Raw genomic sequence first — 15,686 nt, forward strand, 5'->3', positions numbered from 1 at the left:
CGCAAGTTATATTGCACTGCGGCACGCACTCAGCGCGGGCGCGCCGCTTGCTATCCGGCGCGAGCTTGGCTGACGGTGGTAACAAATGGGCTTCGAAATTCGCAAGATCGGCGTCATCGGCGCGGGCCAGATGGGCAAGGGGATCGCCCATGTCTGCGCGCTTGCCGGCTATGACGTCGCCCTGAACGACATTTCGCAGGAACGCATCGACGCCGGCATCGCCGACGTCGCCGCGCAGATGCGACGCGCCGTGGAGCGGGGCCAGATCGACGCCTCGGCGGTCGAACCGGCGCTCGAGCGCATTTCCGGCGCGCCAAAAATGGCCGACTTCGCCGACTCCGACCTCTTGATCGAGGCGGCGACCGAGGTCGAAGACCTCAAGCGCAAGATTCTGACTGAGCTCACGCAGTTCGTTAAGCCCGGCGCGATCATCAGCTCCAATACGTCATCGATTTCGATTACGCGCCTTGCCGCCGTCACCGGACGGCCGGAGCGCTTCATCGGCATTCATTTCATGAATCCGGTGCCGCGCATGCAGCTTGTCGAACTCATTCGCGGCATCGCGACCGATGACGTCACGTTCGAGGAGACGAAGGCGTTTGTCGCCAAGCTCGGCAAGACGATCAGCGTTTCGGAGGACTTCCCCGCCTTCATCGTCAACCGCATTCTGCTGCCGATGATCAATGAAGCGATCTACACGCTCTACGAAGGCGTGGGCTCGGTCGACGCCATCGACACGGCGATGAAACTCGGCGCCAACCACCCGATGGGCCCGCTGCAGCTCGCCGATTTCATCGGCCTCGACACCTGTCTTTCGGTCATGCAGGTGCTGCATGAGGGCCTGGCGGATTCAAAATACCGCCCCTGCCCGCTGTTGGTGAAATATGTCGAAGCCGGCTGGCTCGGCAAAAAGACGCAGCGCGGCTTCTACGATTATCGCAGCGGCACGCCCGTTCCGACGCGCTAGCGTTCGAACGGCCGCCTTGTGTCAGTGGCCGCCTGGGCCGGCGCCGCGCGCCGCCTCGAACAGGAACCAGGTTCGCTTCTCGGTCTCGTCGAGAAAAGTTTCGAGAAGGCTCGCCGTCGCGATGTCTTCGTTGTCGTCGCAGACCTTATGGGCGTTGCGCAGCGACTCGGCCATCCCCTTATTGTCGTCGAGCAATTCGCACAGCATGTCGTAAGGCGAAACGAATTCCTCGTCATTGTCCTTGATGCGGGACATTTGCGCCACCTGCCCGATCGAGCGCAGGGTCGGCTGACCGAGCTTGCGCACGCGCTCGGCAAGCGGGTCGACGGCGGCGTAGATCTGCGTCGCCTGCTCATCGAGCAGCAGATGGTAGTCGCGGAAATGCGGGCCGCTCATGTGCCAGTGGAAATTCTTGGTCTTCATATAAAGCGCGAGGGCGTCGGCGACGAGCTTGTTGACCTCGGCGGCGACCTTCATCGTCGACTGTTTTTCAAGATCGGTCGGCGTATCCAGCGCCGAACGTTCGGTGTCGGGCTTCATCGGCGTCTTTGTTTTTTGCATTTGGGTAGGCCTCCTTGCGCCCTGGCTCCAGGCTCAAGCTCGGGGTGCGCTGCTCATTAGCTAGATCGCGCGCGCTGGCGGACCAGATGAAAAATAGAGCAGTGCGCGGAGATTCAGCGGCGACGGGAAGCGTCGCCCGTCTGGGGCGCCAAGAGGGGCGCCAAGAGGTCGGGGCGTCGCGCGCGGGTGAGCGCCAGCGCCTGTTCATGGCGCCATTTGGCGATTCTGGCGTGATCGCCGGAGAGCAACACCTCGGGAATGTCGCGTCCCTCGAAATCGCGTGGCCGCGTGTAATGCGGATATTCGAGGAGCCCGGCCTCAAAACTTTCCTCGACGCCCGACGCTTCTTCGCCCATCACGCCCGGGATCAGCCGCACGCAGGCGTCGATCAGCGCCAGCGCCGCGATCTCGCCGCCAGACAGCACGAAATCGCCGATCGACATTTCTTCGAGCCCGCGGGCGTCGATGATGCGCTCGTCGACCCCTTCGAAACGGGCGCAAAGAATGATCGCGCCGGGGCCTTGGGCGAGGTCGCGCGCGCGCGCCTGGGTCAGCGCCGCGCCGCGCGGACTCATCAGCAGGCGCGGGCGCGGATCGTCCTTGGGCGCGGCGGCGTCGAGGGCGGCCGCCAGCACGTCGGCGCGCATCACCATGCCCGGGCCGCCGCCGGCCGGGGTGTCGTCGACGGCGCGATGGCGGCCGAGCCCATGCTCGCGGATCTGCCGCGGCTCAAGCGTCCAGACGCCGCGCGAAAGCGCGTCGCCGGCGAGCGACAGGCCCAAGGGACCTGGAAACATTTCGGGAAAGAGCGTCAGGACCGTCGCGCGGAACATGGAGCGGTTATGGCATGGCGTTCGCGGAGGCGAGAAGCAGTTTCATTCTTGCTGAGATCAAGCCTCGGCCATAGTGTCGCAGACATTGCTACAGCTTGGGGCCAATGATGAAATTCTTTCTTCGAATAGGCTTTCTATTGTGGGCTTTCGGTGGAGTCTTCGCGGCGCGCGCGACGCCAATTGACGCGCCGCCGACGCTCACGGTCGGGCAGATGCACGGCAGTTGTCAGAAAACCTGTTGGACCGTGCGCGAGGGGGCGAAGGGCTCCGAGTCGCTGCGCAATTCGCTGACTTTGACCTGCTTGAACGCGTGCTTCAAGTGCTTCCTGCAACTGCGAAGCTGCAGCCAATCCAGTGCGGACTCGGCGCCGTCAGAATGCGCCGCCGCCTTCCTTCAGTGTTACAAACAGAGCTTCGCCGAGCGGCTCAAATCAAAACCGCTCGTGAGTTTCGACGGCGGCGATGGCCACAGCCGCGAAATGGCTGTGAAGATCGTGGGCGCGGCCAATTCCCTCGAAGGGGTTCCGGCGGAGGATTTCTGGATCCAGCTGAAGCATCCCGGCTGGCGAAAAAAGGAGCGGCGCTTCGTCAAAGAGGGCGGAATTTATGACGTCATCGTTTACGACACGCCGAACGGGCCGCAGACGGTGTGGTTCGACGTCAAGGACTTTTACGTAAAGAATGGCGAGGAGGACTTGCGCCTTTTGGCGCCGAAATAAGCCGAGCGATGCGCGGCGGGCTTAGTGTCAATCCGGCTCGGCCGAGACCTCCGCCGGCGGCGTGATCACCACGCGCCCTTGAGCGATGTCGACGACCGGAACGACGGCTCCGGTGAACGGGTAAAGCAGCGATTCGCCGCCGGCGGCTGGCGCAATTTCGAGAATGTCGCCCGCGCCGAAATTGCGCACCGCGACGATCGTTCCGATTTCAACGCCATCCGCCGTTTCGGCGCGAAGGCCTATGAGATCGGCGATATAGAATTCGTCCTCTTCCGGCGCCGGAAGCTTGTCGCGCGCGACATAGAGTTCGACGCGGTTCAGGGCCTCTGCGCCGGCGCGGTCGTCGACGCCTTCGACTTGCGCGACGAGCATATCCTTGCCCTGCGGGCGCACGGCGCGCAGCCTGAACTTGCGTGTCCCGCTTTTATCGGTGAGGCCGTCATAGGCTGCGATCCCCAGCGGATCGCTGGTGAAGCTTTGCAGCCGGATTTCGCCGCGCACGCCATGCGCCGCGCCGAAGCGGCCGAGAAGAACGAGGCCTTGTCCAACTTTCCCGGGCTTATGAGACGGACCCGTCATTCCGACACAGCGCGGCCGTCCCTCCCCTTGACGGGGAGGGTCGCATTGCGAAGCAATGCGGGGTGGGGTGCTCGATCGCCGTCGATCCCCCACCCGTCGGTTCCGCAGGCAAGTTTACGCAGTCTGCGTAAACTTGCTTGCGACCGCCGACCTCCCCGCAAGGGGGAGGTATGAGCCCGCTGCATTACGCCGCCGGCGCTTCCGCCGCGCCCGCGGCCTCGGCCGCCGCGGCGGCGCGCTCCTGCGCCTTCTTCTTGGGCTGCGCCTTCTGCGGATTGTTGCGCGCTTCGCGCTTCATCACGCCAAGGCCATCGAGCAGTCGCGCGACGCGATCGGTCGGCTGCGCGCCTTTCTCCATCCAGGCTTTCGCCTTTTCCGTGTCGAGCACGAGGCGGTCGGCCGCGTCCTTCTCCTTCAACGGATCGAAATAACCGATCTTCTCGATGTAGCGACCGTCGCGTGGCGAGCGCGAGTCGGCGACGACCACACGATAGAAGGGACGCTTCTTGGCGCCGCCGCGGGCGAGACGAATTTTAAGGGACATGTTTTCGTTCCTGTTGCGTTGGTGAGTGAGGGGACCGGCGACGACAGTCGCCGGTTTGCTATTTCTTCTTCCCGAAGGGGTTCAATCCGCTGAGCAAGCCGCCGCCGAGCCCCGGCAGGCTTGGCTTGGCGAGAAGATCGGGGGGCGGCGCCGCCGGAACGCCGCCGGGCGGCGCTTTCGGCTGCTGGACGCCAAGCTTGGCCTGCAGCTGCTGCAGCTCTTCCTGGGACGGCATCTGCATGCCGGGGCCGAGCCCCATCATTTGCGCCGCCTTGCCCATCATGCCGCCGCCGCGTTTTCCTGCGCCAAAGGACTTCATCAGATCGGCCATCTGCCGATGCTGCTTGAGGAGCTTGTTGACCTCTTCGACCTTGACGCCCGAACCCGAGGCGATGCGCTTCTTGCGCGAGGCTTTCATCAGATCCGGATTGCGTCGTTCCTTCGGCGTCATCGACAGGATGATGGCGCGCTGGCGCCGCACCATCTTGTCGTCGAAACCGGACGCGGCGATCTGATCCTTCATCTTGGCGACGCCCGGAAGCAGACCCATGATGCCGCCCAATCCGCCGATCTTTTCCACCTGGGCGAGCTGATCGCAGAGGTCCTGCAGATCGAACTTGCCCTTGGCCATCCGCTCGGCGGCCTTGCGGGCCTGTTCGGCGTCGATCGCCTGGGCGGCCTTTTCGACCAGCGCGACAATGTCGCCCATGCCGAGAATGCGGTTGGCGATGCGCGTCGGCGAGAACTCGTCGAGCGCGTCCATCTTTTCGCCGACGCCGATGAGCTTGATCGGCTTGCCGGTGACATAGCGCATGGAGAGCGCCGCGCCGCCGCGGCCATCGCCGTCCATACGCGTCAATACAATGCCCGTCAGCCCGACCCGCTCATCGAAATTCTGGGCGAGATTGACGGCGTCCTGGCCGGTGAGCGCATCGGCGACGAGCAGGATTTCATGCGGCTTGGAGGAGGTCTTGATCTCCGCCATCTCGGCCATCAGCGGCTCGTCGATATGCGTGCGGCCGGCAGTGTCGAGCAGCACCACGTCGTAGCCTTGCAGCCGCGCCGCCTCCATCGCGCGCTTGGCGATCTGCACCGGCGTCTGGCCCGGCACGATCGGCAGCGTGTCCACCTCGACCTGCCGGCCGAGCACGGCGAGCTGTTCCTGGGCCGCCGGGCGCTTGACGTCGAGCGAGGCCATCAGCGTGCGCTTGCCGTGGCGCTCCTTGAGCCTCTTGGCGATCTTGGCGGTGGTCGTCGTCTTGCCGGCGCCCTGCAGGCCGACCATCATGATGGCGAGCGGCGGCGCGGCGACGAGATCGATCGGCTCCGCGTCCTGACCAAGCGTCTCGATCAGCACGTCATTGACGATCTTGACGACCATCTGGCCGGGCGTCACCGATTTGATGACGCCGGCGCCGACCGCGCGGTCGCGGACCTTGTCGGTGAAGGAGCGCACGACGTCGAGCGCGACGTCGGCTTCCAGCAGCGCGCGGCGGATTTCGCGCAGGGCCTCGTTGACGTCGGCTTCGGAAAGCGCGCCGCGCCGTGTGAGCTTGTCGAAAATGCCGGAGAGCTTATCGGAAAGGCTCTCGAACATGCTGTTCTCCCGCGAGCGCGAAGGCTCCAAAGCAAAACGCGCCCGGGGGCGCATCGCGCTGCCGGGCGTTGGCCTGCCGCCTCTGGGGCGGCTCGGCGTGTGTTAGGGTTCTCTTTCGAGTTGTGCGCCGATGTTTAGGCGGGGCGCACGCGGGAGTCAACGTCGTGCAGGCCTCGCTGACGGGCAAACGGGTCAATGCTGGGCGTTTGCGCATCCCTCCCCTTGACGGGGAGGGTGGCCCCGCGAAGCGGGGACGGGTGGGGTCATCCGCACACTCAGCGTATAAGACCCCACCCGGCGGTCTTCGACCGCCGACCCCCCGCAAGGGGGAGGTATTTCACGCTAAACGCTGGGCAGCGGGCCGTCGAATTCCAACTGAAATGTTATCGCGTTTTGCGGCTAACATTGCGTTCTTCCATATTTGAGCTGAAAACCATGTCCCTCGACGCCTTTCTCGAATCGCTTTCCTCAGGCGACTGTCCGGCTCTCCTGCCGCCGCTGCGCGCGCTCTGGTTCGACGCCAAGGGAGATTGGAACGCGGCGCATAAATGCGTCGACGACAAAGCCGATCCCGAGAGCATGTGGGTTCACGCTTATCTCCATCGCAAGGAAGGCGATCTTTCGAACGCGGCCTACTGGTATCGCCGGGCGGGACAAGAACCGCATAAGGGCCCGCTTGAAGAAGAATGGCGCGAGATCGCCGAGGCGCTGCTGTCGCAAACGGCGCCATGACGGAGCTGTCCGCGCGAGAATTGCTGCGCAGCAATTTCGGTTTCGCGGATTTTCTGCCGGGTCAGGCGGAGGTCGTCGAGAGCGTGCTCGCTGGGCGCGATGTCATCGCCATCATGCCGACGGGCTCCGGCAAATCGCTCCTCTATCAGCTGCCGGCCGCAGCTCCCGGCGGCGGACTTGTTCTCGTCTGCTCGCCGCTGATCGCGTTGATGCGCGATCAGCTTCGAACCCTCGCCGACTCTGGGATTGGCGCCGTCGCGCTCCACTCCATGCAGGAGGACGACGAAGCGGCGGCCGCGATCGACGCCGTCGCATCGGGCCGGGCGAAGCTGCTTTACGCCGCCCCCGAGCGTCTCGCCCAGGACGGAACGCAGAATTTATTGCGCAGCATTCGCATAAAACTCTTCGCGGTCGATGAGGCGCATTGCGTCTCGCATTGGGGCCATGAGTTTCGCCCCGACTATCGCGCGCTCGGCGAGATTGCGCGAAAGCTCGGCGCGCCGCCGATGCTCGCCGTCACCGCGACGGCCGGTCCGCGCACCCGCGACGACATCGCCCGCACGCTGTTTGCGCGGCCGCCCGAGATTTTTCAGCGCTCCTTCGCGCGGCCCAATCTATCGCTCGATTTCGCGCAGAAGCGCGCCGGCCTGCGGCAGATCGTCGAATTCGCGCGCAAAGGCGGAAGCGCCGGGAAGGAAAGCGGCATCATTTATTGCAACTCGCGCAACAAGACCGACGCGCTCGCTCGCGAGCTCTCGCGGCTCGGCTTCGATGCGCTGCCCTATCACGCGGGGCTCGACGCCCACACGCGCGCGGAGAGCCAGGACGCTTTCTTTACCCGCAAGGGCGCGGTGATGGTGGCGACCATCGCCTTCGGCATGGGCGTCGATAAGCCCGACGTGCGCTTCATCATTCACGCGGATCTCCCGACCTCGGTCGAGGGCTATTATCAGGAGATCGGCCGGGCGGGACGCGATGGCGCGCCGGCCCGCGCGCTGACTCTGTTCTCGCCCGCGGAGCTGGCGCTGCGCTGGCGCGTTCCGGATGCGGCGCAAGACAATGACGCGGCCGCCGGCGATTACGCCAGACGCCAGGCGATGGCCCGGCTCGCGGCGGCGCCGGGCTGCCGCTTTCAGCGTCTCCTCGCGGAATTTGGCGAAGCGAGCGGGCCTTGCGGCAGCTGCGACCATTGCCGCGGCGGACCGCTGGCGTGGCCCCGCCGCCTCTCATCATTCGCCCTCGGGTGGCGCGCGGCGCTCGCCAGCGGCTTCGCCGCGCGCGCCGACATTTCGGAAGGCGAGGCGGATCTCCCTGAACTCGCGCCCGCGCCGATCGACGCGCCGAGGCGGCAGGAGGAGCCGCCGCTGACGGTGGCCGAGGCGCGGCTGCTGCGCGCGCTCGAGGCCGAACGGCTCGCCATCGCAAAACGGCGCGGCTTGGCGCCGCGAACTGTGGCCTCCGAACAGGCGCTGCGGGCGCTTGCGCGCGAAAGGCCGCAAAGCGCCGACGACCCGCTGCTGCGGGGTCTCGAAGAGCCGGCGGCGCTGCTGCGGATCATCGGCAAGGACCGTTGAGGCAGGGCGGTCGGGTGAAGAGCTTCCTCATCCTGAGGAGCGTGCGCAGCACGCGTCTCGAAGGACGAGGGTGAGGAAAACTATCCTTCACCCAATTGCCCTAAGGCAGGGAGGGTTTCGTTCGGCGCCGCAACACTGTAGTTAAGGCTCCCCGAGCTGTTCCCCCGAGGCCATGTCCGCTAACCCGCCGCCAAACGCCGCCGAACTGCGACAGGTCATGTTCGGGCTCGGCCTCGCGATGCTGCTCTCGGCCCTCGACCAGACGATCGTGGTCACGGCCATGCCGACCATCGCGGCGGACCTTGGGGATCCTCAGGATTTGCCTTGGATCGTGACGGCCTATCTCATCGCGGCGACGGTGGTGACGCCGCTCTACGGCAAATTCGCCGATGTCTACGGGCGGCGGCGCGTCATTCTGATTGGCGTGATCACCTTCGTGCTCGGATCGGTCGCTTGCGCCTTGGCCCCGAGCATGGCGGCGCTCGCCGGCGCGAGGGTCATTCAGGGACTTGGCGGCGGCGGCCTGATCTCGCTCGCGCAGACGATCGTCGCCGATCTCGTCTCGCCGCGCGAGCGCGGCCGATATCAGTCCTATTTCGCCGCGGTGTTCATCACCTCCAGCATCGCCGGTCCGGCGCTCGGCGGCATTTTTGCGCAATATTGGCACTGGTCGCTGATCTTCTGGATCAATCTGCCGCTGGGCCTCGCCGCGCTGCTGATCGTCAATTCGAGGTTGAAGCGGGTGCCGGAGCGGCGCCATCCGCATCGCGTCGATTATCTGGGCGCGATGTTGCTGATCGCCGGCTCGGGTCTTCTCGTGCTGGCGCTCGGCTGGGGCGGCGTGCGCTATCCATGGCGGTCGGCGCCGATCGTCGGGATCCTTGCCGCCTCCGCCCTCGCCTGGGCGCTTTTCGCCTGGCGCACGGCGCGCGCCGAGGAGCCGCTTATTCCGCTACGCATTCTCCGACTGCGAATCGTTCGCGACGCCATTCTGTCGAGCTCCTTTGGGCTCGGCGGCTTCGTCGGACTTTCGGTCGTGATGCCCATCTATTATGAAATCTGCGGCGGGATGAATGCGAGCGAATCCGGGCTGACGCTTATTCCCCTGATGGTCGGCACCGTCGCCGGCGCAACAATCTCCGGACGATTGATGGGGCGTTTGACGCATTACAAGACAGCTCCGCTCCTCGGGCTCGGCGCCGGCGCTCTCGCCGCGCTGGGCGCGGCGGCGATGATGGGCTCGGGCCGCTCGCTGTTTTGGCTCAACGCCCTGCTCACCGTCACGACCTTCGGCATCGGCGCAATGCTGCCTGTCGCCACCGTTTCGGTGCAGAATGCGGTCGATTCGCGCGATTTGGGGACGGCGACGGCCTCGATGCAATTCTTTCGGCAGCTCGCGGCAGGGGCGGCCGTCGCGCTTTTCGCCGCCCTGGCGATTGGCGGCGGCCGCGCGCAATTGCTTGAGGAGATGAAGACGGACGTCGACGGCGCCGCTTTGTTTTCGAGCTTTCGCCTCGTTTTTCTGGCGCTTGCCGTTTGCGTGGGCCTGTCCCTGCTTTTCCTCGCGCGTATGGAGGAGCGGCCGCTGCGCGGCGAGCGGCGCAGCTGACGGGTCGATTTTGCTCGCGTCTTTTCTATTTGCCCCCATGGCATGGAATTTTCTAGAAAGATTCCGCCTTCCCGCGCCGCAAGGACCCTTTCATGGCCTCTCTCAATAGTTTCAACGCCTGCCAGACGCTCGTCGTCGGGAATCGGTCTTATCAATATTTCTCTTTGAGGGCGGCGGAGCAAAACGGGCTTCGCGACGTCTCCCGCCTGCCCTATTCGCTCAAGGTCGTTCTCGAAAATTTGCTGCGCAACGAGGACGGCCGTTCGGTCACCAGGGAATCGATCGAAACCTTCGCGAAATGGCTCGAGGAAAAAGGCAAGACGGAACGCGAAATCGCCTTCCGGCCGGCGCGCGTGCTGATGCAGGATTTTACTGGCGTGCCGGCGGTCGTCGATCTTGCGGCGATGCGCGACGCCGTCGTCGCGCTCGGCGGGACCGCGCAGAAGATCAACCCGCTCGTGCCCGTCGATCTCGTCATCGACCATTCGGTGATCGTCGATAGTTTCGGCACGCCGCAGGCCTTCGCGCGCAACGTCGAACTCGAATATGAGCGCAACGGCGAGCGTTACCGATTTTTGAAATGGGGCCAGTCGGCGTTCGACAATTTCCGCGTCGTGCCTCCCGGCACCGGCATTTGCCACCAGGTCAATCTCGAATATCTCGGGCAGACCGTCTGGACGCGCACCGAGCGCATCGACGGCAAGACGGTCGAACTCGCCTATCCCGACACGCTGGTCGGCACCGATTCGCATACGACCATGATCAACGGCCTCGCCGTTCTTGGCTGGGGCGTCGGCGGCATCGAGGCCGAGGCCGCGATGCTCGGCCAACCTTTGTCGATGCTCGCGCCGGAAGTGATCGGCTTTAAGCTCACCGGCGCGCCGCAGGAAGGCGTGACGGCGACGGACGTCGTCCTGACCGTGACGCAAATGCTGCGCAAAAAGGGCGTGGTCGGAAAATTCGTGGAGTTCTTTGGCGAAGGGCTCGATCATCTCAGCCTCGCCGATCGCGCGACCATCGCCAATATGGCGCCGGAATATGGCGCCACGTGCGGCTTCTTCCCCATCGATCAGGAGACGCTTTCCTATCTGCGCATGTCCGGGCGCGCCGACGACCGCATCGCGCTGATCGAAGCTTATGCCCAGGCGCAAGGGATGCTGCGCGAGTCCGGCGCCCCCGATCCCGAATTCACCGATACGCTGAGCCTCGATCTTGCGGAGGTGACGCCGTCGCTCGCCGGCCCAAAGCGTCCCGAGAGCCGCGCCGCGCTTTCCGAAGTCGGCTCGGCGTTTCTCGGCGCGCTCGCGAGCGAATATAAGAAGGAAGACGGACTCGGGCAGCGCTATGGGGTCGAAGGCGAAAGTTTCGATCTCGGCCATGGCGACGTTGTCATCGCGGCCATCACCTCCTGCACCAACACGTCCAACCCCAGCGTGCTCATCGGCGCGGGATTGCTGGCGCGCAACGCCGTCGCGCGCGGACTGAAGGCGAAACCTTGGGTGAAAACCTCGCTCGCCCCGGGCAGCCAGGTTGTCGCGCAATATCTCGCGAAGTCCGGATTGCAGAAATATCTCGACGATCTCGGCTTCAATCTTGTGGGATTTGGCTGCACGACCTGCATCGGCAATTCCGGGCCGCTGCCGCCGGCGATCTCCAAAACAATCAATGAGCATGATCTCGTCGCGGCCTCGGTGCTGTCGGGAAACCGCAATTTCGAAGGCCGGGTCAATCCCGACGTCCAGGCGAATTACCTCGCCTCGCCGCCGCTCGTCGTCGCCTATGCGCTCGCGGGCACGATGGCGATCGATTTGACAAAAGAGCCTCTCGGACACGACAGCGCCGGGGCGCCGGTTTATCTGCGCGACATTTGGCCGCCGAATGCGGAAATCGCGACCTTCGTCCGCGATCAGGTGACGCGCAATCTGTTTCGCGAGACCTACGCAAACGTCTTTTCGGGCGACGCGCACTGGCGCGCCGTCGAGGCGCCAAGCAGCGAGACGTACGCGTGGGACGACCAGTCCACCTATGTGCGCGACCCGCCCTATTTCGTCGGTCTGCAGCGCGAGCCCGCGCCTGTGGAAGATATCGTCGGCGCCCGCATCCTCGCGCTCTTTGGCGACAAGATCACCACCGATCACATCTCGCCCGCCGGCTCGATCAAGGCGGCCTCGCCCGCCGGCCAATGGCTGGTGGAGCATGGCGTCGCGCCCGCCGACTTCAATCAATACGGCACCCGTCGCGGCAATCATGAAGTGATGATGCGCGGCACCTTCGCCAACATCCGCATCAAGAATCACATGATGCGGGATGCGAAAGGCCTCACGCCGGAAGGCGGACTGACCAAGCATTATCCGGGCGGCGAGATCATGCCGATCTATGACGCCGCCATGCGCTACCGCGACGAGGGCGCGCCGCTGGTCGTCATGGCCGGCGCCGAATATGGCAATGGCTCGTCGCGCGACTGGGCGGCGAAGGGCGCCATGCTGCTTGGGGTTCGCGCCGTGATCGCCAAAAGTTTCGAGCGCATCCACCGGTCCAATCTCGTCGGCATGGGCGTCGTGCCGCTCACCTTTGCGGAGGGGACAGGTTGGGACACGCTCGGACTCAAAGGCGATGAGACCGTAACCATCCATGGCTTGTGCGAGGGACTTGCGCCACGCAAGACGCTGGTCGCCTCGATCTCATTCCCGGATGGGTCCACGAAGACTGTGCCGCTGCTCGCGCGCATCGATACGCTCGACGAGTTAGAATACTTCAAAAATGGCGGCATCCTTGCTTATGTGTTGCGACAACTCGCCCCTTAGATCTCGACAAAAAACCATTGACTCAGTCGATGTCCTCCGACAGCGTTGCTGTGCTTTGCGTTGGTTTCGAGCCGTTGCGGTTGCAATGTCTTCAACGCAGCGCTCTACAATAACAAAAAAGCTCACGACGCGAAGAAGAGGAAAATCAGCATATGAATAAATACGCCCTTACGGCCGCCGCCGCCCTGTTCCTGGCGACGTCCGCGCCGTCGTTCGCCTTCGACGCCGGTGTCGGTTTGCGCGCACCGAGCCAGGCGACGCGCATCAGCTGCGACACGCACGCCGAAGACGATCAGGCCGTTTGCGCCAGCAAGTGCGAGGACGCCTATCTCAAGGACCAGCAGGGCTGGACGGCGGACATGAGCAAGATCAAGTCCGCCAAGAAAGCGTGCGACGACAAGTGCGGTTGCCCGCAGAACTCGAAGGGCCTTTAACAGTCTCATTGGTTCGAACAGCGGCATAAGGGCGCGCGAGCGATCGCGCGCCCTTTTCCCGTTGCGCCAATCAAACGTCGGACAGCCGTCACGCCGCGTCTTCGTGTTCGTCAAGGACATGGAAACAACAGGCTTTTCGCGAACCGCGCCGCAGACCGACGAAGCGGCTTGAGACATGGCGCCAGTGACGCGCAATTGACATGAGCGGCCACTTACGACATCGTCCGGCCGCTTATTGCGTTATGTGACGCCGTTGCTGTTCCATGGCGGGAGGGGTCGAGCGCAAGCGCAGTCTAGACGCCCAACGGGCAAGTGAAGGAAACGACCAAATGAATAAATACGCCATTATGACGGCGGCTCTCCTTGTCGCCGGCATGATCAGCCCGGCATTCGCGGATTGCGACGTCCACAATGCGGACGAAGACAAGCAGGCCAAATGCGCCGAAAAATGCGACGACGAGTATCTGGCCCGTAAGATGAATTACGGCGCCAACCAGAGCGAAGTCCGCGCCAATAAAAAGGCCTGTGACGCCGCCTGCGGCTGCCCGCAGAACACCAAAGAGCAATAAGGCCGAGCCTCGCGAGCGAGGTCGGGTTTAGACGGGGCGCGCATTTAATGCGCGCCCGTTTTTTTGGTCAGTCCGCCGTATAGACTTTGCCGTCCGGGCCTTTCCAGCCGCTGGCCGCTTCATAAAAGCGATATTCCTCATCGAACAGAACCGTTGAACCGGGCGCGATATATTGCTTGCCCGGGGGATCGGAACTGCGCGGCGCAGTTACATAATGATTGCTTGGCGAACAGCCTTCGGGAAATTTTCCAGCCTCGTCAGGTTTGCATTCGAGATTTGCGCCTTCGGGAAACTCAACCCGCGCATTGAAGAAGATCTCGTAGCCCTTTTCTCCGGTGGCGTGCATCTCGAGGCGCTCGGCCATCGTCTGTTTGAACTCGACGATCTTGAACGGCTTGTCGACGCGCTGCTTCAGCAAGTTCTCGAAAATCTGCCGCGCATGCGCTTCAGTTGGATTGCAGCCGAACATGCAAAAAGCATTGGCCGGGATCGCCGATAGCAACGCCAGCAGCATCGCAACAGCGAACGTGATGAAAGCGCCTCGCATGATGTCCTCTCCCTCAGCCTTTATGATTTCGCCGCCCGGCGGCGCGTCTTTTTTAAACTCTAGCATCTTATCGCAGCATTCGCGGCGCGTCTTAAGTCCTAGAGCGCTTCCCGATCACATGGAGTCACGTGGTCGATAAGGCATCGCTCACATCAAAATGGTGGAACAGGCGCTCATCGAAAAAGTCCGTCAACTTTCTGGGAACCTGCTCTAACGGTCGGGCGTCGTCGGATCGCCCCAGAGATCCTTAACCTGGTCGAAGTGGATCGCCGGATCATAACCGCCGGGCGTAAGACCGAGCCAGGCCGATGAAAGCCGCCCAAGCGAAGCGAGCACGGCATAGGAGGCGACGACGCGGTCGCGCTGAGCGAAGACCAGCGCGATGCGCGCGTGGAGCAGCTCCTGCTGCGCGATAAGAATCTCGAGCGTCGTCCGCTGACCGGCCTTGGCCTCTTCCCGCACGCCGTAAAGCGCGCGCTCGGCCGCGGCGATTTGCGTTTGCGCCGCGGCGATCTGCGCTTTGGCGGCCTGCAGCGCGCCCCAATAGGCGCGCACCAGCGAGAGAACTTCGGCGCGCGCAACATCGGCGTCGAACCGGCGCCGCCCGGCGGTTTCCTTGGCTTGGCGCACTCGGGAGGATGTCAGGCCGCCCTCGTAAATCGGCACATTGAGATGTCCCAGGACGCTGCCGCCGATGTTGCGGTTCCCAATGCCGGCGATGTCGGTTTGCGTGAAAATATCGCCGACGATCGACAATTTGGGCATGAAGTCCGCCTCGAGCGCCTTGATGTCGAGGTCAGCGGTGTCGGCGTCGTGCAGAGCGGCAAGAATGAACGGATGTTCGATCTGCGCAATGCTCTCCGCTGTCTCGCGCGACTTCGGCAGCAAGCGATCTATAGGCGCGCCGGGCGCGAGCTTTGTCGGCTCGACGCCAACCGTCTTGCGATAGACGCCGATGCTGGCGTCGAGCGCGGCGCGCGCGGCGCTGGCGAGAGATTTTCCTCCTGCGAGACGCGCCTCGACCTGCGCGACATCGGTTAACGTGATCTGTCCATATTGATAGCGCTCGCGCGTCTGGCGCAGTTGTTCACTCAGGACGGCGACATTGCTTTCTTGGAGTTTGAGCGCCGCCGTGTCGCGCAAGACGTTCATATAAGCGGCGACCGCGTCAAATAGGACCTGTTGCTCGGTCAGGCGCAGTCGCTCGCGCCCGGCGAAGACGCCCGACTCCGCCGCGCGCGTTTGGTTTCGCGCCTTGAAGCCGTCGAAGATCGGCTGCTCGAACGTCAATTGGGCGGAGCGAGGAACGCTGCCGCCGTTTTGGATGCTCTTCGTGCGGGCTGTGAGGGTGGGGTCGTTGAGATCGACGTCCCGTTGTTGCGTGATATAGCGATTGCGCTGCACGCCGAGATAGCCGTCGGCGGAAACGCGCGGCCGCATGCCGGCCTGCGCCTGCGGCACATTCTCATCAATCGCGCGCAGCTCCGCTCTGCCGGCGTTGAGCTGCGGATTGGCGTCATAGGCGCGACACATCGCGCCCATCAAGGTTTCGGCGTGGGACGCGCCGCCGCTCAGAATGAAGCAGATCAGGACCGAGGCGACGCCGCGCACGCTCAC

Annotated in this window: 15 protein-coding genes; 8 read left to right on the forward strand and 7 right to left on the reverse strand. The window is 63.9% G+C overall.

Annotated elements, in window-relative coordinates:
• Positions 1–85 precede the first annotated feature (85 nt).
• Positions 86–967: a 3-hydroxybutyryl-CoA dehydrogenase gene (locus tag EHO51_RS14720; RefSeq protein ID WP_124739518.1), complete on the forward strand. Its 882-nt coding sequence runs from the start codon at positions 86–88 to the stop codon at positions 965–967.
• Positions 968–988: 21 nt separating this feature from the next.
• Here EHO51_RS14720 and EHO51_RS14725 read toward each other — a convergent pair whose 3' ends face one another.
• A complete protein-coding gene (locus tag EHO51_RS14725) occupies positions 989–1,528 on the reverse strand; it encodes a Dps family protein (protein ID WP_018406460.1) in 540 nt (179 codons plus the stop codon).
• A gap of 113 nt (positions 1,529–1,641) precedes the next feature.
• Positions 1,642–2,361, reverse strand: coding sequence for a tRNA (guanosine(37)-N1)-methyltransferase TrmD (gene trmD / locus EHO51_RS14730; RefSeq protein WP_124739519.1), 720 nt, complete (start codon positions 2,359–2,361; stop codon positions 1,642–1,644).
• A gap of 104 nt (positions 2,362–2,465) precedes the next feature.
• Between trmD and EHO51_RS14735 the strand changes: the two genes are divergently transcribed.
• Positions 2,466–3,080, forward strand: coding sequence for a hypothetical protein (locus EHO51_RS14735; RefSeq protein ID WP_124739520.1), 615 nt, complete (start codon positions 2,466–2,468; stop codon positions 3,078–3,080).
• A 27-nt stretch (positions 3,081–3,107) separates the two neighbouring features.
• On the opposite strand, the gene rimM is transcribed toward EHO51_RS14735, so the two are convergent.
• From rimM to ffh, 3 genes are all read right to left on the reverse strand, one after another.
• On the reverse strand, positions 3,108–3,659 hold the full coding sequence (gene rimM, locus EHO51_RS14740) for a ribosome maturation factor RimM (protein WP_124739521.1): 552 nt from the start codon (positions 3,657–3,659) through the stop codon (positions 3,108–3,110).
• Between the two features lie 184 nt (positions 3,660–3,843).
• The gene (rpsP, locus tag EHO51_RS14745) at positions 3,844–4,203 is read right to left on the reverse strand and encodes a 30S ribosomal protein S16 (protein WP_029648641.1); all 360 of its coding nucleotides are present in this window, start codon (positions 4,201–4,203) and stop codon (positions 3,844–3,846) included.
• Between the two features lie 58 nt (positions 4,204–4,261).
• On the reverse strand, positions 4,262–5,800 hold the full coding sequence (gene ffh, locus EHO51_RS14750) for a signal recognition particle protein (protein ID WP_124739522.1): 1,539 nt from the start codon (positions 5,798–5,800) through the stop codon (positions 4,262–4,264).
• A gap of 435 nt (positions 5,801–6,235) precedes the next feature.
• Here ffh and EHO51_RS14755 point away from each other — a divergent pair, with 435 nt between their 5' ends.
• From EHO51_RS14755 to EHO51_RS14780, 6 genes are all read left to right on the forward strand, one after another.
• Positions 6,236–6,532 (forward strand): hypothetical protein, encoded by a 297-nt coding sequence (locus tag EHO51_RS14755; RefSeq protein WP_124739523.1) that lies wholly within the window; start codon positions 6,236–6,238, stop codon positions 6,530–6,532.
• A complete protein-coding gene (locus EHO51_RS14760; protein ID WP_124739524.1) occupies positions 6,529–8,106 on the forward strand; it encodes a RecQ family ATP-dependent DNA helicase in 1,578 nt (525 codons plus the stop codon). Before EHO51_RS14755 ends, EHO51_RS14760 begins: the two co-directional genes overlap by 4 nt.
• A gap of 172 nt (positions 8,107–8,278) precedes the next feature.
• Positions 8,279–9,715, forward strand: a complete 1,437-nt coding sequence (locus EHO51_RS14765) for an MDR family MFS transporter (RefSeq protein ID WP_124739525.1) — start codon at positions 8,279–8,281, stop codon at positions 9,713–9,715.
• Positions 9,716–9,807: 92 nt separating this feature from the next.
• A complete protein-coding gene (acnA, locus tag EHO51_RS14770; protein ID WP_124739526.1) occupies positions 9,808–12,519 on the forward strand; it encodes an aconitate hydratase AcnA in 2,712 nt (903 codons plus the stop codon).
• 152 nt (positions 12,520–12,671) lie between these two features.
• A complete protein-coding gene (locus EHO51_RS14775) occupies positions 12,672–12,953 on the forward strand; it encodes a hypothetical protein (RefSeq protein WP_124739527.1) in 282 nt (93 codons plus the stop codon).
• Positions 12,954–13,282: 329 nt separating this feature from the next.
• Positions 13,283–13,522 carry a hypothetical protein gene (locus tag EHO51_RS14780; RefSeq protein WP_029648648.1) on the forward strand — a complete coding sequence of 80 codons (240 nt, stop codon included), beginning with the start codon at positions 13,283–13,285 and terminating at the stop codon, positions 13,520–13,522.
• A gap of 67 nt (positions 13,523–13,589) precedes the next feature.
• On the opposite strand, the gene EHO51_RS14785 is transcribed toward EHO51_RS14780, so the two are convergent.
• Together EHO51_RS14785 and EHO51_RS14790 are read right to left on the reverse strand one after the other, a co-directional pair.
• Entirely contained in the window at positions 13,590–14,135 is a 546-nt protein-coding gene (locus EHO51_RS14785) for a hypothetical protein (protein WP_245434614.1), read from the reverse strand.
• A gap of 144 nt (positions 14,136–14,279) precedes the next feature.
• Positions 14,280–15,686, reverse strand: coding sequence for a TolC family outer membrane protein (locus EHO51_RS14790; RefSeq protein WP_124739528.1), 1,407 nt, complete (start codon positions 15,684–15,686; stop codon positions 14,280–14,282).

This window comes from Methylocystis rosea (genome assembly GCF_003855495.1).
GTDB lineage: Bacteria > Pseudomonadota > Alphaproteobacteria > Rhizobiales > Beijerinckiaceae > Methylocystis > Methylocystis rosea_A.

Coding starts and splice junctions, on each gene's coding strand:
- EHO51_RS14765 (WP_124739525.1), top strand. CDS start 8,279: ATGTCCGCTAACCCGCCGCCAAACGCCGCCGAACTGCGACAGGTCATG.
- acnA (WP_124739526.1), top strand. CDS start 9,808: ATGGCCTCTCTCAATAGTTTCAACGCCTGCCAGACGCTCGTCGTCGGG.
- EHO51_RS14735 (WP_124739520.1), top strand. CDS start 2,466: ATGATGAAATTCTTTCTTCGAATAGGCTTTCTATTGTGGGCTTTCGGT.
- EHO51_RS14720 (WP_124739518.1), top strand. CDS start 86: ATGGGCTTCGAAATTCGCAAGATCGGCGTCATCGGCGCGGGCCAGATG.
- EHO51_RS14725 (WP_018406460.1), bottom strand. CDS start 1,528: ATGCAAAAAACAAAGACGCCGATGAAGCCCGACACCGAACGTTCGGCG.
- trmD (WP_124739519.1), bottom strand. CDS start 2,361: ATGTTCCGCGCGACGGTCCTGACGCTCTTTCCCGAAATGTTTCCAGGT.
- EHO51_RS14775 (WP_124739527.1), top strand. CDS start 12,672: ATGAATAAATACGCCCTTACGGCCGCCGCCGCCCTGTTCCTGGCGACG.
- EHO51_RS14755 (WP_124739523.1), top strand. CDS start 6,236: ATGTCCCTCGACGCCTTTCTCGAATCGCTTTCCTCAGGCGACTGTCCG.
- EHO51_RS14780 (WP_029648648.1), top strand. CDS start 13,283: ATGAATAAATACGCCATTATGACGGCGGCTCTCCTTGTCGCCGGCATG.
- EHO51_RS14785 (WP_245434614.1), bottom strand. CDS start 14,135: ATGCTAGAGTTTAAAAAAGACGCGCCGCCGGGCGGCGAAATCATAAAG.
- EHO51_RS14760 (WP_124739524.1), top strand. CDS start 6,529: ATGACGGAGCTGTCCGCGCGAGAATTGCTGCGCAGCAATTTCGGTTTC.
- rpsP (WP_029648641.1), bottom strand. CDS start 4,203: ATGTCCCTTAAAATTCGTCTCGCCCGCGGCGGCGCCAAGAAGCGTCCC.
- ffh (WP_124739522.1), bottom strand. CDS start 5,800: ATGTTCGAGAGCCTTTCCGATAAGCTCTCCGGCATTTTCGACAAGCTC.
- rimM (WP_124739521.1), bottom strand. CDS start 3,659: ATGACGGGTCCGTCTCATAAGCCCGGGAAAGTTGGACAAGGCCTCGTT.